General features: G+C 69.6%; 17 protein-coding genes. 2 read left to right on the top strand and 15 right to left on the bottom strand.

Annotation, left to right across the window (positions count from 1 at the left end; all coding sequences use genetic code 11):
• Positions 1-7 precede the first annotated feature (7 nt).
• Positions 8-748: an NRDE family protein gene (locus AC25YV_RS02300; RefSeq protein WP_488122200.1), complete on the top strand. Its 741-nt coding sequence runs from the start codon at positions 8-10 to the stop codon at positions 746-748.
• Positions 749-789: 41 nt separating this feature from the next.
• On the opposite strand, the gene AC25YV_RS02295 is transcribed toward AC25YV_RS02300, so the two are convergent.
• The 15 genes from AC25YV_RS02295 to truB all read right to left on the bottom strand — a co-directional run bounded on the left by AC25YV_RS02295 (position 790) and on the right by truB (position 17,140).
• Complete coding sequence (locus AC25YV_RS02295; RefSeq protein ID WP_488122199.1) at positions 790-1,653, bottom strand: aldehyde dehydrogenase family protein; 864 nt, start codon at positions 1,651-1,653, stop codon at positions 790-792.
• Positions 1,650-3,092, bottom strand: a complete 1,443-nt coding sequence (locus AC25YV_RS02290; RefSeq protein WP_488122302.1) for an aldehyde dehydrogenase family protein — start codon at positions 3,090-3,092, stop codon at positions 1,650-1,652. The genes AC25YV_RS02295 and AC25YV_RS02290 overlap by 4 nt, the downstream gene beginning before the upstream one ends.
• A 56-nt stretch (positions 3,093-3,148) precedes the next feature.
• Positions 3,149-4,165: a deoxyribose-phosphate aldolase gene (deoC, locus tag AC25YV_RS02285; RefSeq protein WP_488122198.1), complete on the bottom strand. Its 1,017-nt coding sequence runs from the start codon at positions 4,163-4,165 to the stop codon at positions 3,149-3,151.
• A gap of 177 nt (positions 4,166-4,342) precedes the next feature.
• Positions 4,343-5,362 (bottom strand): ABC transporter substrate-binding protein, encoded by a 1,020-nt coding sequence (locus AC25YV_RS02280; RefSeq protein ID WP_488122197.1) that lies wholly within the window; start codon positions 5,360-5,362, stop codon positions 4,343-4,345.
• 50 nt (positions 5,363-5,412) lie between these two features.
• On the bottom strand, positions 5,413-6,480 hold the full coding sequence (locus AC25YV_RS02275; RefSeq protein WP_488122196.1) for an ABC transporter permease: 1,068 nt from the start codon (positions 6,478-6,480) through the stop codon (positions 5,413-5,415).
• Positions 6,477-7,247, bottom strand: a complete 771-nt coding sequence (locus AC25YV_RS02270; RefSeq protein WP_488122195.1) for an ATP-binding cassette domain-containing protein — start codon at positions 7,245-7,247, stop codon at positions 6,477-6,479. Before AC25YV_RS02270 ends, AC25YV_RS02275 begins: the two co-directional genes overlap by 4 nt.
• On the bottom strand, positions 7,244-8,689 hold the full coding sequence (locus AC25YV_RS02265; protein ID WP_488122194.1) for a xylulokinase: 1,446 nt from the start codon (positions 8,687-8,689) through the stop codon (positions 7,244-7,246). The genes AC25YV_RS02270 and AC25YV_RS02265 overlap by 4 nt, the downstream gene beginning before the upstream one ends.
• A gap of 84 nt (positions 8,690-8,773) precedes the next feature.
• The gene (locus AC25YV_RS02260) at positions 8,774-9,703 is read right to left on the bottom strand and encodes a sugar-binding transcriptional regulator (RefSeq protein ID WP_488122193.1); all 930 of its coding nucleotides are present in this window, start codon (positions 9,701-9,703) and stop codon (positions 8,774-8,776) included.
• 93 nt (positions 9,704-9,796) lie between these two features.
• On the bottom strand, positions 9,797-10,444 hold the full coding sequence (locus AC25YV_RS02255) for a transaldolase family protein (protein ID WP_488122192.1): 648 nt from the start codon (positions 10,442-10,444) through the stop codon (positions 9,797-9,799).
• Between the two features lies 1 nt (position 10,445).
• Positions 10,446-12,914: an alpha-ketoacid dehydrogenase subunit alpha/beta gene (locus AC25YV_RS02250; protein ID WP_488122191.1), complete on the bottom strand. Its 2,469-nt coding sequence runs from the start codon at positions 12,912-12,914 to the stop codon at positions 10,446-10,448.
• Between the two features lie 27 nt (positions 12,915-12,941).
• Positions 12,942-14,159 (bottom strand): dihydrolipoamide acetyltransferase family protein, encoded by a 1,218-nt coding sequence (locus tag AC25YV_RS02245; RefSeq protein WP_488122190.1) that lies wholly within the window; start codon positions 14,157-14,159, stop codon positions 12,942-12,944.
• Between the two features lie 270 nt (positions 14,160-14,429).
• On the bottom strand, positions 14,430-15,389 hold the full coding sequence (locus AC25YV_RS02240; RefSeq protein ID WP_488122189.1) for a bifunctional riboflavin kinase/FAD synthetase: 960 nt from the start codon (positions 15,387-15,389) through the stop codon (positions 14,430-14,432).
• Positions 15,386-15,823 carry a hypothetical protein gene (locus AC25YV_RS02235; RefSeq protein ID WP_488122188.1) on the bottom strand — a complete coding sequence of 146 codons (438 nt, stop codon included), beginning with the start codon at positions 15,821-15,823 and terminating at the stop codon, positions 15,386-15,388. The genes AC25YV_RS02240 and AC25YV_RS02235 overlap by 4 nt, the downstream gene beginning before the upstream one ends.
• 49 nt (positions 15,824-15,872) lie before the next feature.
• The gene (locus tag AC25YV_RS02230; RefSeq protein ID WP_488122187.1) at positions 15,873-16,241 is read right to left on the bottom strand and encodes a hypothetical protein; all 369 of its coding nucleotides are present in this window, start codon (positions 16,239-16,241) and stop codon (positions 15,873-15,875) included.
• Positions 16,238-17,140: a tRNA pseudouridine(55) synthase TruB gene (gene truB / locus AC25YV_RS02225; RefSeq protein ID WP_488122186.1), complete on the bottom strand. Its 903-nt coding sequence runs from the start codon at positions 17,138-17,140 to the stop codon at positions 16,238-16,240. Before truB ends, AC25YV_RS02230 begins: the two co-directional genes overlap by 4 nt.
• An 85-nt stretch (positions 17,141-17,225) precedes the next feature.
• Here truB and AC25YV_RS02220 point away from each other — a divergent pair, with 85 nt between their 5' ends.
• Positions 17,226-18,092: an HhH-GPD family protein gene (locus AC25YV_RS02220; RefSeq protein ID WP_488122185.1), complete on the top strand. Its 867-nt coding sequence runs from the start codon at positions 17,226-17,228 to the stop codon at positions 18,090-18,092.
• Positions 18,093-18,169 lie beyond the last annotated feature (77 nt).

Genomic DNA, 18,169 nt, shown 5'->3' with positions numbered 1-18,169 from the left:
AGACCGCATGTGCACCGTCGTCATCCGCGTTCCCGAGACGGCGAGTGAGGCCATCCGGCTGCTCGCGATCCGCGACGAGGACCCCGCGCGCCCGTGGAACCCGCTCGGGCGCTGGTGGCCCGAGCCGCACGAGGGCGTCATCGGCGTGCGCGACGTCCGCGCGGGCGGCGCGTGGCTCGCCGCCGACTCCGACACGCGACGGCTCGCCGTGCTGCTCAACCGCGTCGATGTGTCCACCCGGCCGGAGTCCGAGCTCGTCTCGCGCGGCGGCATCGTGTTGGACTCGGTCGCGGGGCGCTCCCCCGCGGGGTCGCCCGCGACGCACGGATTCAACCTCGTCGAGGTCGACGCGCAGAGCGCCCGGGTGTCATCGTGGGACGGCGATCGGCTGCGCACGACGACACTCGCCCCGGGCACGCACATGATCGCGCACGATGACGTCGACGACCCGACGACACCGCGCATCGCCCACTGGCTCGACGCTTTCCGCGCCGCCGAACCCGACGACGACGCCGCGTGGTGGCATCCGTGGCTCGCCGTCCTCGAAGAGTCGACGCGGCTCGAGAGCACCGACGACCGCGCGATCATCCGCGACAATCGCCCGCTCGGCTACCCGACCCTCTCGCTGCTCGCCTGCATCGCGTCGGCCGGCGCCGGCGGCATCGATGTACGCTACGGCGAACTCGACGTGCCGGGGCACTGGGGCGGCCTCGACATCGACGGACGGCCGACGAACGGCGGCTCCTGACCTGAGCCGGAGCGTCGCCGAGCGACGTGAGCCGCCGGCGGTCAGACCAGCGACTTCGTGTGCCAGACCGTCTTGATCTCGGTGAAGGCCGACATGCGGGCGAGCGAAGGCCCCGCGGCATCCGGCCCGTTCTCGGGAGGGAGCACGCGCGTCAGCGTCTCGGCGGCCGCTATCTGCAGGTCGACCCAGTCGATGTCGCCCGCGCCCACGAGGTCGAGGCCGTGCACGTCGGGGTGCGACGCGAGCCACGGTGCGATCTCGGCCGGGGAGCCGGTCAGCACGTTGACGACGCCCGCGGGCACGTCCGAGGTCGCGAGCACCTCGGCGAGCGAGATCGCCGACAGCGGGAAGCGCTCCGAAGCGACCACGACGACGGCGTTGCCCGTCACGAGTGCCGGCGCGATCGCCGAGACGAGGCCGAGAAGGGCGGTGTCCTGTGGCGCGATGACCCCGACCACGCCCGTCGGCTCGGGCACCGAGATGTTGAAGTACGGCCCCGCGACGGGGTTGCCGTTGCCGGCGACCTGAGCGAACTTGTCGCACCACCCGGCGTACCAGACCCAGCGGTCGATCGCCTCATCGACCTCGGCGAGCGCGGCGTTCGTCGACGCGCCCGTCTGGGCGACGATCTCGTCGGCGAACTGCCCGCGGCGCCCCTCGAGGATCTCCGCGACGCGGTACAGCACCTGTCCCCGGTTGTAGGGCGTCGCCCCGGACCAGCCCTTCACCGCGCCACGCGCGGCGGTGACGGCGTCGCGGGCATCCTTGCGCGAAGCGAGCGACGCGTTCGCGAGGAAGGCCCCCTTGGGGGATGCCACTTCGTAGGTGCGTCCGGATTCGCTGCGCGGGAACTTTCCGCCGATGTAGAGCTTGTACGTCTTCGGCACGGTCAGTCGCTTGCTCACTTGACGCCCCCCTTCAGGTAGGCGAGGAGGCCGTGTCGGCCGCCCTCGCGGCCGTAGCCGGATTCCTTGTATCCGCCGAACGGCGAGGATGGGTCGAATCGGTTGAACGTGTTCGCCCACACCACCCCCGCGCGCAGCCGGTCGGCGACGGCGAGGATGCGCGACCCCTTGTCGCTCCAGATGCCGGCAGACAGGCCGTAAGGGGTGTTGTTCGCCTTCTCGATCGCCTCGGCGGGCGTGCGGAAAGTGAGCACCGACAGCACCGGCCCGAAGATCTCGTCACGGGCGATGCGGTGCGAGGCCTGCACATTGGTGAAGATCGTCGGGGCGAACCAGAACCCGCTGTCGGGGATGTCGCAGTCGGGGCTCCAGCGGACGGCGCCCTCGTCTTCGCCGATCCGGCTGAGCTCGTGGATGCGGTCGAGCTGCGCGCGCGAGTTGATCGCTCCGATGTCGGTGTTCTTGTCGAGGGGGTCGCCGAGGCGAAGCGTCGACACGCGCGCCTTGAGACGGTCGACCACCTCGTCATGGATCGACTCCTGGACGAGCAGGCGGCTGCCGGCGCAGCAGACGTGGCCCTGATTGAAGAAGATGCCGTTGACGATGCCCTCGATCGCCTGATCGACGGGGGCGTCGTCGAACACGATGTTCGCCGCTTTGCCGCCGAGTTCGAGCGTGAGCTTCTTGTCGGTGCCGGCGACGGCCTTCGCGATCTCGCGCCCGACGGCCGTCGAGCCCGTGAACGCGACTTTGTTGACATCGGGATGCCGCACCAGTGCCGCACCGGTCGCTCCGGCCCCCGTCACGATATTGACCACACCGGGCGGCAGATCCGCCTGCTGCAGGATCTCGGCGAAGATCAGCGCCGAGAGGGGGGTCGTCTCTGCGGGCTTGATGACGACGGTGTTGCCCGCCGCGAGGGCGGGCGCGATCTTCCACGCCAGCATGAGCAGCGGAAAGTTCCACGGCACGACCTGACCGGCGACCCCGAGTGCCTGGGGCTTGGCGCCGAGTCCCGTGTGATCGAGCTTGTCGGCCCAGCCCGCGTAGTAGAAGAACCAGGCGGCGACCAGCGGCACGTCGACGTCGCGACTCTCTTTGATGGGCTTGCCGTTGTCGAGGCTCTCGGCCACGGCGAGCTCGCGCGCGCGCTCCTGCACGAGGCGGGCGATGCGGAAGAGGTACTTGCCGCGGTCGCGTCCGCTCATCTTCGACCACGTCTTGTCATACGCGCGGCGGGCGGCCGCGACCGCGGCATCCACGTCGGCTTCCGACGCCGAGGCGATCGTCGCGATGTGCGATTCGTCGGCGGGTGAGATCGTCGCGAACGACTCCCCCGAGCCGTCCCGGAAATCTCCGTCGATGAAGAGCCCGTAGCTGTCGCGCAGGTTCAGCACCGCGCGAGACTCCGGCGCGGGTGCGTAATCGAGGAATGTCATCTTCTCTCCCAGCTGCTGCCCTTCGGCAGGCTCAGGGACCGCCCGTGCGGCACCCATCAGTCGATCGTCACGTAGTCGGCGCCGGAGTAGTGACCGGTCCGGAGCTTCTGACGCTGCAGCAGCACATCATTGAGCAGGCTGGAGGCCCCGTAGCGGAACAGGTGCGGCTGCAGCCACTCCTCGCCCACCGTCTCGGCGACCGTCACGAGGTACTTGATGGCGTCCTTCGAGGTGCGGATGCCCCCGGCAGGCTTCACGCCGATCTTCTCGCCCGTCGCCCGGTGCCAGTCTCGGACGACCTCGAGCATGAGGAGCGTCGTCGGCAGCGTCGCCGCAGGCTGCACCTTGCCCGTCGAGGTCTTGATGAAGTCTCCGCCCGCGAGGATCGCGAGCCACGACGCGCGTTTGATGTTGTCGTAGGTGTTGAGCTCACCCGTCTCGAGGATGACCTTCAGCGAGGCGTAGGTGCCGTCCTCGCGGCGGCATGCCTGCTTGACCTGCGCGATCTGGTCGAAGACGAGGCCGTACCGCCCCGAGAGGAACGCACCGCGGTCGATGACCATGTCGATCTCGTCGGCGCCGTTCGCGACTGCCTCGGCGGTGTCCGCGAGCTTGATCGCCAACGACGCCCGTCCCGACGGGAACGCCGTCGCGACGGCCGCGACGCTCACGCCGCCGTCGTCGGGGTCACCGTGAGCCGCGCCGAGGGCTGCGACGGCGTCGGGCACCATGTCGCCGTAGACGCAGACCGCGGCGACGCGCGGGCAGGTGGGATCCGAGGCATCCGGATTCAGGGCCTTCGCGACCAGCGAGCGCACTTTGCCCGGGGTGTCGGCACCCTCGAGCGTCGTGAGGTCGATGAGCTGGATGATCTTGTCGAGCGCCCACGCCTTCGAGGACGTCTTGATCGAGCGGGTGCCGAGCGCTGCGGCGCGCTGCTCGAGGCCCACCGCGTCGACCCCCGGGAGGCCGTGCAGATACCGTCGCAGCGTCGTGTCGTCCGGTTCGCCGCCGAGGACGCTGCGAGTGATCTGACCACGGTCTCTCGCAGCCGCGAGTTCGTGTGAAGTCATGTCTGGTGGTCCTGTCTGGTCGTGCATCCGCGATGGCCTCGTGAAGCCGTTCGCCTCCGATGCTATGTTCTCCGCGCCGCTGCGTGGGACGCGTCGGTGATCGGGGCCCGGACGACCTCGACGGTCGAGTCGAGGGTTTGCCGTGGGGCGAGCGTGCGCCCGCCCCACGGCAGACGATCAGAGGCAGCTCTCGATGTAGAAGTACTTCGAGATCTCCGGGTCGTCAGCGTTCTCCGTCGTCGCGATGATGTTCTCGAGCACCTTCGGCGACTCGATCGATGCCGTGTCGCCGGTCAGCTGCGCGTAGGCGTACTCGACACCGAGGCGTCCCTCCTGGATGAAGTCCTGGACGACGAGGATGTTGATGTTGCCGGCGCGGAGCTGCTCCACGGTCCCGGGCTCGGCGTCGTAGCCGGCCACGACGATCTCACCCTGACGGCCCGCGTTGACCACGGCGTTCGCCGCGCCCGTCGCCGAGTTGCCGTTGACGCCGAACACTCCGGTGAGGTCGGGGTGAGCGAGCATGAGCGCCTGGACCTGGCTCTCTGCCGTCGCAACGACCGACCGCGAGAACTCCGGCTCCAGGACCGTGACGTCCGGGAACTTCTCCTCCATCACGGCGCGGAAGCCGTCGACGCGATCGACGTCGGTCGTGGCTCCGGGCACACCGGAGATGATCGCCACGGTGCCCTGCCCGCCGATCGCTTCACCGAGGGCCTCAGCCGCAGCGCCGCCGCCCTGGAGGTTGTCCGAGGTGATGACGGCCGACAGGCCCGACGTATCCTCGAAGCCCGTGTCGATCGAGATGACCGGGATGTCCGCCGCAAGGAACTGGTCGACTGCGGGCCGCAGCGCCGACGAGTCGGCGGGAACGATGAGCAGTGCGTCCGGTGACGTCGCGAGCATGGCCTGCACAACGGGGAGCTGCTGAGCCGGATCCCAGGCGTTGGCGCCCTGGAAGTCGACCTCGACACCGAGCTCCTCGGCGGCCTCCAGCGCTCCGCAGTGCATCGTCTGATACGCGGAGTGCGTCGTCATGCCGGGGACGAGCGCGATGCGATAGGACTCGCTCGTGCCGGTGTCTCCGTCGGCGCCTGGATCCGGGTCTCCCCCGGAGGCGCATCCGGTGATCGCCAGCAGTGCCACCGCCGTGACGGCGATGCCGGCCTTCCTGAATGTCGAGAGCTGTGTGTGCATCTTCTTCCTTTCCGGAGCCTCATCGCTCCTTCTCCTGGTACCGGAGTGAGTCACGAGCGTTCGCCCGAGTACTTGATGCGCAGTTGGTCACCGAAGACGGCCGCAACCGTGATGATGCCGATCGCGATGGTCTGCCAGAACGACTGCACGCCGGCGATGATCAAGCCGATCTGGAGCGAGGACATGATGAGCGCGCCGACGATGGTCCCGATGACCGAGCCGCGTCCGCCGACGAGGCTCGCACCACCGATGACGGCCGCCGCGATCGAGAGCAGCTCCATCCCCTGGGCCGCCATCGGGCTGGCGCTCACGAATCGGCTCGTGAGCAGGAACCCCGCGATGGCCGCGAACACGCCGGACACGATGTAGATCCGAATGAGGTGACCGTCGACGTTGATGCCGGAACGGCGTGCGGCACCCGGGTTGCTTCCGATGACGAAGGACCGCAGGCCAAAGCGCGTCCGGTTGAGCACGAGCACCGCGATCACCGCCGCGACGATCGTCACGATGACCGGGATCGTGACCCAGCCGCCGATCGCCTTGTTGCCGATGGTTCCGAGCACGGGGGGAAGCCCGATGACCTCTGCCCCACCGCTGATGAGGTTCATCGTCCCGGTCGCGACACTCAGCATCCCGAGAGTCACGATGAACGGGGTGATCTTGAGTTTCGTGATCACGAGGCCGTTGATCAGGCCGGCGACGATGCCGACGGCGAGCATCGTGCCGAGCCCCGTGAGGACCGTGAGCGTGATGTCCGCTCCGTCCGCGTACATCCCGCGCATGACGGTCGACCCGATGACAGCGGAGCAGGCCATGACCGCCCCCACCGAGAGGTCGATGCCTCCCGTGATGATGACGAACGTCTGACCGATCGCGAGCAGGGCCACCAGAGTGGTCGTCTGCGACAGGGCCAGCCAGCTCGCCTGCGTGATGAAGCTCGGAGCAACGACCCCGATGATCACGACGATCAACACCAGGATCAGGACACGCGCGACGTCGCCGTCGCCCTTGCCCAGGAACGCACCGATTCGCGCGAGCGGCGTACGGGCACGTTCGGATGCGGAGACCGGCGTGTCGATCGTGGTGGTCTCCCCCGCGTACGACGAAGTCTTGCTCATTGCTGCCTCTCCAATGCCGCTCCCGTGATCCAGGCGATCATCGTCTCGATGGATGTCGACTTCGGGTCGAGATCAGCGACGATCCGGCCCCGATACATGACCAGGACTCGATCGCACAGCTGCTGCACCTGCGGCAGGTTGTGGCTGATCAGGAGCACCGGTACGCCTCGATCCGCCACCGAGCGGACGAGCTCGCCGACGCGGTGCTGCTGCTCGACGCCCAGCGCCGCAGTGGGCTCGTCCATGAGCACCAGCCGCGAGCCCTGCGAGACGGCGCGCGCGACCGCGATGGCCTGCCGCTGCCCGCCCGAAAGCGCCGACGTACGCGCTCGCACCGATCCGATGCGGATGCGTGTCTCGAGGAGCTCTTGTTCCGCCTCGGCGATCATGCCGCGCCGGTCGAGCCATCCGAGCCATCCGAGCAGCCCGCGCGCACGGCGCTCACGACCCAGGAACAGGTTGGCCCAGATCGGAACGTCGAGAGCGAGCGCGAGGTCCTGATACACGGTCTCGATGCCGAGGTCGCGGGCGTGTGACGGACCTGCGACCGCGATGCTCTCGCCCTCGAACTCGACGGTGCCGGAGGTGGGTGCCGAAGCCCCCGAAAGAACGCCGACGAGCGTGGATTTGCCGGCGCCGTTGTCGCCGACGAGTCCGACGACTTCTCCGCTTCGAATCTCGAAATCGACGCCGCGAAGCGCCTGGACGTGTCCATAGTGCTTCGTGACGCCTGCGACTTTCAGCACAACATGATCGGAACTGCTCACGCCGGGTTCCCCCTCTCGCCGGCCGATGCCGGATGCTCTGTTTGCCCGCCGGATGCGAGTCGCTCGACCGCCTCCGAATCGGGTTCCACGATCGACTGCACTCGATGGCGCGCGTCGAAGGAGATCTCGCCGTCGCTCGCTGCCGCGCCCGCGAGGGCCGCGCCGATGGCGGGGTGCTCGAGATCAGAGCTGACCACGACGGGAACGCCCGCAGCATCAGCGACGGCCTGACGCCACACTGCGTAGCGGGACCCGCCGCCGGAGAGGACGACCGTGGTGTCGGCGGGAACGCGGCCGCCCCCGCTCAACTGCGCGAGGGAGTCCGCGAGAGACGTCGCGACGCCTTCGACGACAGCACGCATGAGGTGCTCCGGAGTGTGGTGGAATCCGAGTCCTTCGAAGCGGCCCTGCGGCGCGGCATCCGCTCGTGGTGTGCGGGTGCCGCCCAAGTCTGCGACGGCGCGCAGACGGTCCATGCGGGCAGTCGCCGCCGCCTCGAGCAGCGTCTGCTGATCGCGGCCCGTCGTCTCGGCGAGCCAGGCAGTGCTGAGCCCCGCCGCGAGCACCACGCCCATCGCGAGCGTTCCGTCAGCGGCGGCCAGCCGGTGGTAGCCCCGCGGCACGGGCCCCGTCGTCGGCACGAGAACCGTGCCCCCCGAACTGAGCGTCACCGCCGCCCGACCCGGAGAGTCGATTCCCAGCGCGAGCGCCGCCATGGCCTGGTCGCCGCCGCCACCGGCGACGACGGTTCCCTCGGGGAGACCCGTCTCGGCCGCTGCGGCGGCCGTCACGGCGCCGGCAGGGCCCAGCGTCGACCGCAGCGGCGGCACCTTCGCAAGGGGAAGCCCCGCGGCCTCGAGAAGAGTGCGGGAGGGGCGGGCGGCATCGAGATCGAAAAGCAGGGAGGCTCCCGCATCCGAGAGCTCGACGCCGGCTTCACCCGTGAGGCGGAGCCTGATGTAGTCCTTGGGCTGCATCGCGTACCGGGCGGACTCGATCGCGCGCGGATCGTGGCGCGACAGCCAGGACAGGCTGAGTCCGGCCATGCCTGTGGCACTGCGGAATCCCGAGAGCCGCTCCACCTCGTCGTCGCCGATCTCGTCACGCCACCGGTCGACGTCGTCGCCCGATCGTCCGTCGGACCAGATGATGGCGGGCCGCACGGGGCGCCCCGCCGCGTCGACGAGCACGAGGCCGTGCATCTGCCCCGCCAGCCCGATGCCCTGCAGTCGGACGCCCTGAGGGGTCTCGCGCAGGACCGCGATGACCGCGGCGACGACCGCCGCCCACCACGACTGCGGGTCCTGCTCCGCCCACCCGGCGTGCGGGCGCTGAATCGGATAGCTGCGCTGCGACGACGCGAGAAGGTCGCCTCGCTCGTCGATGATGACGCACTTGGTGCTCGATGTACCGAGATCGATTCCAAGCCACGCGCTAGACATCAGCACTCCCGTCGCGCATCGAGCAACCGTTGCCCGCGCGTTGGCCAATACTTTCGACCGCGTGCTCAAATGTCAAGTAGACGCTCAGATGAGCAAGGACGCCGCTCCCGTATCCGTCACGAGCGTCGTCACGACACCCGTGCGCAGGGCCGCCGCGATCGCGGCAGCGCGCGACTCGCCGCCGGCGAGGACCACGACCTCGGGCACGCGCCGCAGCTCATCGAGCTGCACGCCGACGACGCGACGCGCGGCATCCACGTCGACGGGATGTCCTTCCGCGTCGATCGGGATGCCGCACATGTCGGCGACCGCGCCCGCGCGTCTCAGCTCGGCGCGTGCGTCGCTCGGAAGCTCGTCGAGGAGTGCAGAGTGCGGCGGGTCCCACGAGCCGACGCCGAATGCGCATACCGTCAGGCGAGAGAAGCGTTCGCGCGTCTCGGCGAGCGCACTGTCGGCGAGCAGCTCGCGCGACATCTCAGCCGAGCCCACGACGAGCGGCGCGTTCAGCGGATAGGCGACACCACCGGTGCGCTCCGCCACCCGCCGGGCAAGCTCGACGCCGCTGATCGCCCGCCCGCCCGCCCGCAGGCCGCCGACCATCTGCACGACGTCTGCTCCGGACCGGGCCTGCAGAGACTCGGCCATCGCGGTGAGGCTGCGCCCCCACGCGAGACCGAGGATGTCGTCGGCGGTGAGCAGGCCCGAGAGGTGATCGGCGCCGGCTTGGCCTATTCCCGCAGCCATCGCCGCGTCGTCGGGCGCCGTGCGCACGACGATTGCACGGCGCAGGCCATACTCGGACGCCAGCTGCTCGCCGAGCTCGAGGTCGACGTCGGTGGGAACCGTGATGCGGATGTCGACGATCCCCGCATCCCTCGCATCATCGAGCAGGCGCGCGACCTTGAACCGCGAGATGCCCAGTTCTTGCGCGATCTCGTTCTTCTGCTTGCCGTCGAGGTAGTAGCGTCGGGCGATCAACGCCGCCTCGAGCAGGGACGACGAACCAGGACCCATCGGGCGATTCGATGCCAAGACGTCCTCCGAGCGAACTGGGTACAGCGCTGTCTGGTCGAGTGTATCGATGCGTTCGCCGCGCTCTGCCGCGAGTCAGGCCGCTTCTGCCGCGAGCCGCTCGAAATCGTGCACGGCCTTGTTCGTGTGCGGGTCGTCGAAGAACGCTGCCCATACGGCGGGCCCCATCGTGACATCGCCAACCCCCGCGGCGGCCAGGCTGAGCACCTGGTCCGGCGTGCGAAGACTGCCCGCCATGACCCGCGTGGGCGCCCCGACGGCGCGCAGCGCACGGTGCGCCGCGATCGTCTCGTCGATCCCGTCGCGGCCCACGGCATCGATGCGCGCCACGAACAGCGCCAGGTATGCGGCATCCGTCGTGGCCACCGCAGTCGCCTGCGCCCCGCTGTGGAGCGCCGTGACGAGCACATCCCCGCCGCACGAGAGTCGTCGTGCCGCGACGAGTCCATGCAGCGAGTACGGGACCTTGACCACGACCCTGTCAGACAGCGCACGCAGGCTTTCACCGCGGTCCTCCAGCGCGGCGGCCGAGTCGCCCCAGGCCTGGGCGAAGACGCTGAGCGCACCCTGATCGAGCGCCCATGCGACGAAGTCCGGCACATCGCGAGCGCCAAGACCCGCACGGGCCAGAATCGCCGGATTCGTCGTGACGCCGGCGAACAGGCCCGTTGCGAGCAGTTCGCCCACAGCCCCGCGATCCGCGCTGTCGATGAAGAACCGCACGTCAGATGCCCCGGGCCGACTCGTCGAGCGTGCCGTCCGCTCCGGGCCCGGGCTGCACGACGTGCCCCGCGAGCGGCACGATGCGCTCGTGCACCGCATCGAGGATGTCCGCCGCCGTCACGAAGTACTCCCACTCGAGCTCTGCCGGCGGCGCGATCCAGTTGCGCGCACCCAGCACCACGACGGGGGCATCGAGGTCGTCGAATGCCTCTTCCGAGACCTTGGCGGCGACGGTGTTGCACCAGCTCCCCCGAAGACTCGCGTCGGACACGCAGACGAGCCGGCCCGTCTTGGCCACCGACTCGAGCAGCAGCTCGTACTCGAACGGCACGAGCGAGCGCGCGTCGATCACTTCGACGCTCATGCCGTGCTGCTCCTCGAGCATGTCGGCAGCCTCGAGCGCGCGGTAGAGAGCCGCACCGACGGTCAGCACCGTGAGGTCGGAACCCTTTCGCGCCACGCGGGGCACCCCGATCGGCGTTTCGTAGTCGCCTGCAGGGACGCCCTCGGCATAGACCGTCTCCGGAAGGTCGTACAGTCGCTGGCTCTCGAAGAAAACGACGGGGTCGTTGCCGCGCAACGCGCTCGTGAGCAGTCCCTTCGCATCCTGTGCCGTGGCGGGGAAGACGACCTTGAGCCCCGGCACGCCCGCAACCATCGAGCTCCAGTCCTGCGAATGCTGCGCACCGTACTTGGCGCCGACCGAGACCCGCAGAACCATGGGTATCTGGACGAGTCCGCCGGACATCGCCTGCCATTTGGCCATCTGGTTGAACAGCTCGTCGCCCGCGCGCCCGATGAAGTCTGCGTACATGAGCTCGACAAGGGGCCGCCCGCCACTCAGCGCGTAACCGACGCCTGCACCGACGATCACAGCCTCGGAGATCGGCGAGTTGAAGAGGCGGTGACGCGGGAGGAGTTCGGTCAGACCGCGGTAGACACCGAACGAGCCGCCCCAGTCGCGATTCTCCTCACCCCACAGTGTGATCCGGTCATCCGCCGCAACGGCAGACGAGATCGACTCGAACAGCGCGTCGCGGAAAGTGACAGCCTTCGCGCCGCTGAGCACGCGTCCCTCGGATCGCCCCGAACGGGCCTTGCGACTGATCGCCTTCCGCTGGGGAAGGCCGTCCAGGTCCACCAGGATCTCACCGGGTGGCAGATCCGTTCCGTTCACGGTGGTGCTGTTGAACGTGATGCCCGCCATGACCGCGGGGTCGTCTCGCAGGCGCAGGCGGGGTGACAGCTCCGGATCGATGGCCGCTTCGAGCGAGGATCGGACGACCTGCTCAGCCCAGTCCTTGTAGTCGTCATGCAGGGCTGCCGAAAAGACGCCACCGTCGACCATCCTGTCGAAGTAGGTGCGAATAGGGTCGATCGCCGACCACTTGTCGACTTCGTCCTTCGTCCGATACGACGAGGCGTCGCTGGGCGAGTGACCGGACTGCCGGTACGTCTGGCAGTCGATGAGGACGGGCCCCTCGCCGCTGTCGAGGATCTCTCGCGCGTAAGTCATGGCATCGATCACGGCGAGCGGGTCGTTCCCATCGATCGTGCGCGCGTGCATGCTGTGCCGGTTGACCCCCGCGCCGATCCGCGCGAGTCGGTCGAAGGCCATCGTCTCGCCGATCGTCTGTCCGCCCATGCCGTAGAAGTTGTTGACGATGAAGAAGACGACGGGCAGGCCGCCTCGGTGCGCGTCGTCCATGAGCCCCGTGAACTGCGCCATGCCTGCGAAGTTGAACGACTCCCAGACGGGTCCCGTGCCCGTCGACGCGTCACCGATGCTCGCGACGACGATGCCTTCCTGGACGCGCAGTCGGTTGTACAGCGCGGCCCCCGTGGCCAGGGGCGCGGAACCTCCGACGATCGCGTTATTGGGATAGATGCCCAGGGGCGGGAAGAAGGCGTGCATGCTGCCGCCCAGACCCCGGTTGAACCCCGTCCGACGACCGAAGGTCTCCGCGGCCATCCCGTACATGAGGTAGTTGATCGCCCGCTGCTCGTCGTCCGATGAGGGCATCGCCTTCTCAACGGCGTCCCAGATCGCGCCGTCCGACCACGAGCGCAGAGCGTCGTCGAGCTCTCTCGGCTCGGCCTTCGAGATCGCCGAGAGGCCCTTCGCTATCACCTCGCCGTGGCTGCGGTGGCTGCCGAACACCTTGTCGACGGCGCCGAGGGTGAACGCCTGGCCGACGGCCGCGGCCTCCTGCCCGATCGACAGATGGGCAGGACCGGCGTGCGTGTACGACACACCGGAGTAGGCGCCCTCGCGCTTGATCGCGTTGAGCATGAGTTCGAACTCACGCACGAGGATCATGTCGCGACCGATGCGGCGCAGGGCCCCGGCTCCGTGGATCGCCTCCTCCCGCCGCACGTCGGGAACATAGGCGTTGACCTCGATCGGGGCGATGGCGATGCTGCCGGGGCGCCGTGTCTCGGCGGGATCGATGAGGAGCTCTTTGGCCATGGTCGTCTTTCCGTGGGATGGGAGATGTCAGAAAGCGGCGAGCGTGTCGACGTGCTCGATCGCGAGGGCGAGATCGGCCAGCAGCGCCGCGGCGGCCCTGCCGTCGAGCGCTCGGTGGTCGAAGGTCAGCGAGAGGGGTACCTGCGCGGGCGCGTCGGGCACCGCGCGATGGACCGCGCCGATGCCGAGGATGCAGGCCTGCGGCGGGTTGATGACGGGCGTGAACCAGTGGATTCCCGCACCGCCGAGGTTGGACACCGTGAACGTCCCGCCCTCCAGCTCGGGCGGGGCCGTGCGCCCTTCGCGCGCGCGGCCGATCGCGGACTGAGCCTCTCGCGCGAGTTCCGCGAGCGACAGGTCCTGGGCATTGCGGATGACCGGCACGAGCAGCGCACGCCCCGTGTCGACCGCGAAGCCGAGGTCGACGTGATCGAACTCGGTGATGGTGTCCCAGTCGAACCACGCGTTCGCTGCCGGATGCTTCAGCACCGTCCGCGCCGTCGCGAACAGGAGCAGATCGTTGACACCGATGCGCTGGGCGCCCTGGGCGTCCGATGCGAGACGCAGCCGCTCGAGATAGGCGAGCATCGCATCCGCAGGGGCGTACCTCGTGAGCGTGACCTGCGCGGATCCTTGGAGGGAGGCGTGCATGCGCTGCGCCGTGATCTTTCGCGCGCCGCGGACGGCCAGACGGCGGACGACGCGCTCCCCTGCAGGCGGCTCGGCGACGCCGGGTGCGGGGACTGAGACGGGGGCGGGAGCTGTGACGGGCGCGGCGCTCCGCCCGGCCTCTTCGATGTCCGAGACGAGGATGCGCCCGAACGGCCCGGTGCCTGTGACGGCGGCGATGTCCACGCCGGAAGCCTCGGCGACTCTGCGCGCGCGCGGCGAGATGCTGATGCGCGCGCGCGGGGCCGGTGTCGGCGACATCTCGGGGACGGGCGCGGCCTCTGGCTCCTCATCCTCGGCCGCGGCCGGCGCAGCGGATGCGGGCGGCGCCGACTCACCGGGCTGGCCGAGAACGAGCAGAACCTCGTGCTCGGTCGCCTCGTCTCCCTCCGCGAAGCGGATGTCGAGCACGATGCCCGACGTCGGCGCGTCGATGTCGACGGCCGCCTTCGCGGTCTCCAGCGTCGCGACGATGTCGCCTTCGGCCACGGCGTCGCCCACCGCGACTCTCCACTCCTGCACGACCGCAGGCTCACCCGCGTTCCCCGTCGTCGGCACTCTCACTTCGGTCGCCACGTCGCTCCGCTCGTATGTGCACGATGCTCTCGAATGAGCATTCCGTCGCTACGCTAGCCGCCATCGACGCCGGAAACAAGCAGCGCGAACGTCACGACACCGATTCGGCCGCGCGGGGTCGCACGACGACCGGGGTGCGCTGCGCTCGACGGCAGTCGCCGGAAGCACCGGCATGCCGCAGCCGGCGGCCACAGCGGCAGCGAGCAGAAGACGCCGCCGACGCGGACCGAGCGCCGACGGAGTCGACGCGGTTCGTGCGCGCCTCGACGGTCAGCTCAGGGTGCGGCGCACCCGCTCGACATCGTCGGCCATCTGCTCGATGAGGGCGTCGATACCCTCGAACGCCACCATGCCGCGCACCCGATCGATGAACTGCACCTCGACGCGGTGACCGTACAGGTCGAGCTCGGTCTCATCGAGCACGTGGGCTTCGACCTGCCGCACGGGGACATCGTCGAACGTCGGATTCGTGCCGACGCTGATCGCTGCGGGATGACGGATGCCGGGACGCAGTCCGTCGGCGGAGGTCTCATCGACGAGCCAGCCCGCGTAGACACCGTCGGCAGGCACGAAGCCTTCGAGATCGGGGCTGAGATTGGCGGTGGGAAAGCCCATCTCGCGACCTCGCTTGAGACCGTGGACGACCTCTCCCCACACGGCGTGGGGGCGACCCAGCAGCTTCGCCGCGGTCGCGACCTCGCCCTCGGCGAGGAGCTCGCGCACCCAGGTCGAGGACACCCGGCGATCTCCCTCGACGGCTCGGACATCGTCGACGACCTGCACGTCGAAACCGAACTCGCGTCCGAGGTCGCGCAGCACTTCGACGGTGCCGGATCCTCGACTGCCGAAGCGGAAATCCCCGCCCACGAGCACGACGCTCGCGCCCAGCGCATCGACGAGCACGCGCTTAACGAACTCGCGCGGGCTCTGGTCGGCCAGCGCCTGATCGAAGGTCAGCATGAGCGTCGCGTCGACGCCCGTCTGAGCGAGGAGCTGCAGCTTCTGATTCACCCCGACCAGGGTGGGCGGGCAGAGGTCGGGCCGCAGCAGGGCGAGCGGGTTGCGGTCGAACGTCACGGCCACCACGCGAGCGCCGCTGGCCGCGGCATCCACCATCGCCCGGCCGATGACGGCACGGTGACCCGAGTGCACGCCGTCGAACTTGCCGATCGCGACGATCGACGGGCCGAAGCCCGAGGGCACCTCGGCGGGGTCGCGAAAGACGATCACGAGGCCACCGTGGGAGCAGCTGCGGTCGCGTCACGCGTGCGGTGGGTGATGAGCCACCACAGCCCCAGGAATGGCAGCACGAGCGGCACGAAGACATAATCGAGCCCGAACCAGGACCACACCGTCGGGTGGCCGAAGATCTGGGGCACGACGAGCGACAGCGTGCCGACGACCAGCACGCCGACAAGTTCGAAGGCGATCGCCGCCCAGGCGATGCGGTACCACGCACGAGAGCTCGAGAAGACGAGCGCGAGCGTCGCGAGGATGTAGACGACGGCGGCGAGGGCCGACAGCGAGTACGCCAGCGGAGCCTCGTCGAATTCGCGGACGATCTGGACGAAGGACCGACCGGTGGCGGCGAGCGCCATGACCGCGTAGACGATCACGAGCACACGGCCGATGCCGGTCATGCGGGGGCGAGCAGGCGACGTCATGACCTGTCAATCCTAGGACGGATGCCGCTTGTCCGCGCCGCGCGCCCGGTCATGCGACCTGCACGGTCCAGATGACCTGCATGCGCCACACCATGACGGCGACCGACAGCGCCGCGATGCCCATGATGACAGTGCTCCAGCGGCTGCGTTCGACCAGAGCCCACAGCGCCGCGGCGGGAGGCAGGATGACGGCCGAGACGAGGTACACCCACAGTTCGAGAAGGCTGCCCGTCGGCGGATTTCCCGCGAGCGGCGAGACGATCGCGATGACGACCTGGGCGATGAGCAGCAGCTCGATGAGCGCGAGGGAGCCCACCGTCAGGTCACTCGGGCGGCGCCCCATGAGCCCCAGGACGACGCACAGCACTCCTGCCGAAACGGCGACCACCAGCTGGGCGATCGTGAACCACAGGATCATCGGGGTGCCTCCTCAGGCATGTTCATGGCGCTCTTGATGTCGGCGCCGCGCCGCTCGACGATGCCGACGAGGGCGCCGTCGGGTGCGATGACGGCGGTCGGCGAGTGCGGCAGACGGGATGCGGCATCGATGAGGCGCTTGCCGTGTCGCAGGTCGCGCGCTTCGTCCTGGGTCACGTCGAGGCGGCCGAGAACGGCCACCGCCGCGGCGGCCGGGCTCAGGTGGTCGGCATCGGCCAGGTCGTCGATGGATGCCGCCTCGGCGAGGGGGAACGGCCCGATGCGTGTGCGCCGCAGCGCCGTGAGGTGCCCGCCGACGCCGAGCGCGGAGCCGAGGTCTCGCGCGAGAGCGCGGATGTACGTGCCGCTCGAGCAGTCCACGGCGACGTCGAGGTCGAGGACGCCCGGCTCCGAGGTCGCTTCGGGCCGGCGGATGTCCAGCACCTCGAACCGCGACACGGTGACCTCGCGCGGCTTGAGTTCTACGGCTTCACCCGAGCGCGCGAGGTCGTACGCGCGACGTCCGTCGACCTTGATCGCGGAATACGTGCTCGGCACCTGCGAGATCCGGCCCGTGATCCGGGCGATCTCGTGGGCGATGGCGGCATCGTCGAGGCCGGCGGCATCCGTCGTGGCCGTGGTCTCGCCCTCGGCGTCGTCTGTGTCGGTCGTGACTCCGAGGCGGATCGTCGCCTCGTAGGTCTTGTCGAGGCCGACGATGTAGGTGAGCAGGCGCGTGGCCCCCTCGACACCCAGCACGAGTAGCCCCGTCGCCATCGGGTCGAGCGTGCCGGCGTGGCCGACCTTGCGGGTACCCAAGGCGCGGCGCGCGCGCGCGACGACGTCGTGACTCGTGATGCCCTGGGGCTTGTCGACGAGGACGATGCAGGGCGCGGGCATACCCTCCAGCTTACGGCGCGCCCTCCGGCCGGAAGACGGCCTCGCGGGCGCGCGGCGGGGCGGATCGAGGCTTAGGCTGGCGGGCGTGCCCGACCTCACGACGCCGCTCATCGCGTGGTATCGGCGGAACGCGCGCGACCTGCCGTGGCGCCGCGCCGGGTACGGCGCATGGGGCATCCTCGTCAGTGAGTTCATGCTGCAGCAGACGCCGGTGGCCCGCGTCATTCCGCTGCTGGCCTCCTGGCTCGAGCGCTGGCCGACCCCCTCGGCCCTCGCCGCGGCCACTCCGGCCGACGCCGTGCGCGAGTGGGCGAACCTCGGTTACCCCCGGCGCGCGCTGTGGCTGCACCGCGCCGCGACCGAGATCCGCGACCGTCACGACGACACCGTGCCGCGCGACGTCGGCGAACTGCTCGCCCTCACCGGCATCGGCGACTACACGGCACGCGCCGTCGCCGTCTTCGCGTACGGGGACCGGCACCCGGTCGTCGACACGAACACCCGACGCGTGCTCGCCCGCGCGGTCGACGGGCGCAGCCAGCCCGGCCCGCCCGCCACGCGCGACCTCGCGGCGATGGCGGCCCTCCTGCCCGGTGACGACGCCGATGCCGCCGTCGTCAACGCCGCCGCGATGGAGTTGGGCGCCCTCGTGTGCACGGCCCGGACTCCCCGCTGCGGTGAATGCCCCCTGGCCGACCGCTGCGCATGGCGTGCGGCGGGGTACCCCGACACGGGCGACAAGCGCCGCAGGCAGGCGCGCTACGAAGGCAGCGACCGACAGGCCCGCGGTGCGGTGCTGAAGACGTTGCGGGATGCCACCGACCACCGCGCGCCGCTGACCGAGGTCATCCCCGACTGGGCAGATGCCCGCCAGCGTGATCGCGCGATCGACTCCCTCATCGCCGACGGCCTCGCCGAGGCGACGGACGGTGTCCTCGCACTCCCCCGCTGACCACGGCGCCCGCCCTTCGTCCGACAGACGGCGTTCCGTTCATATGTCGCCGAGTGCGCCGCGCGGCTGCACTCGAC

Source organism: Microbacterium sp. Y832, from assembly GCF_057669765.1.
Note: the sequence above shows the minus strand (reverse complement) of the source record. Positions and strands in the feature narration are given on the sequence as shown.

Bases quoted from the DNA above. Each gene is read 5' to 3' on its own strand.
- AC25YV_RS02300 (WP_488122200.1), top strand. From the start codon at position 8: ATGTGCACCGTCGTCATCCGCGTTCCCGAGACGGCGAGTGAGGCCATC.
- AC25YV_RS02290 (WP_488122302.1), bottom strand. From the start codon at position 3,092: ATGACATTCCTCGATTACGCACCCGCGCCGGAGTCTCGCGCGGTGCTG.
- deoC (WP_488122198.1), bottom strand. From the start codon at position 4,165: ATGACTTCACACGAACTCGCGGCTGCGAGAGACCGTGGTCAGATCACT.
- AC25YV_RS02280 (WP_488122197.1), bottom strand. From the start codon at position 5,362: ATGCACACACAGCTCTCGACATTCAGGAAGGCCGGCATCGCCGTCACG.
- AC25YV_RS02275 (WP_488122196.1), bottom strand. From the start codon at position 6,480: ATGAGCAAGACTTCGTCGTACGCGGGGGAGACCACCACGATCGACACG.
- AC25YV_RS02265 (WP_488122194.1), bottom strand. From the start codon at position 8,689: ATGTCTAGCGCGTGGCTTGGAATCGATCTCGGTACATCGAGCACCAAG.
- AC25YV_RS02260 (WP_488122193.1), bottom strand. From the start codon at position 9,703: ATGGGTCCTGGTTCGTCGTCCCTGCTCGAGGCGGCGTTGATCGCCCGA.
- AC25YV_RS02250 (WP_488122191.1), bottom strand. From the start codon at position 12,914: ATGGCCAAAGAGCTCCTCATCGATCCCGCCGAGACACGGCGCCCCGGC.
- AC25YV_RS02235 (WP_488122188.1), bottom strand. From the start codon at position 15,823: ATGACGTCGCCTGCTCGCCCCCGCATGACCGGCATCGGCCGTGTGCTC.
- AC25YV_RS02230 (WP_488122187.1), bottom strand. From the start codon at position 16,241: ATGATCCTGTGGTTCACGATCGCCCAGCTGGTGGTCGCCGTTTCGGCA.
- truB (WP_488122186.1), bottom strand. From the start codon at position 17,140: ATGCCCGCGCCCTGCATCGTCCTCGTCGACAAGCCCCAGGGCATCACG.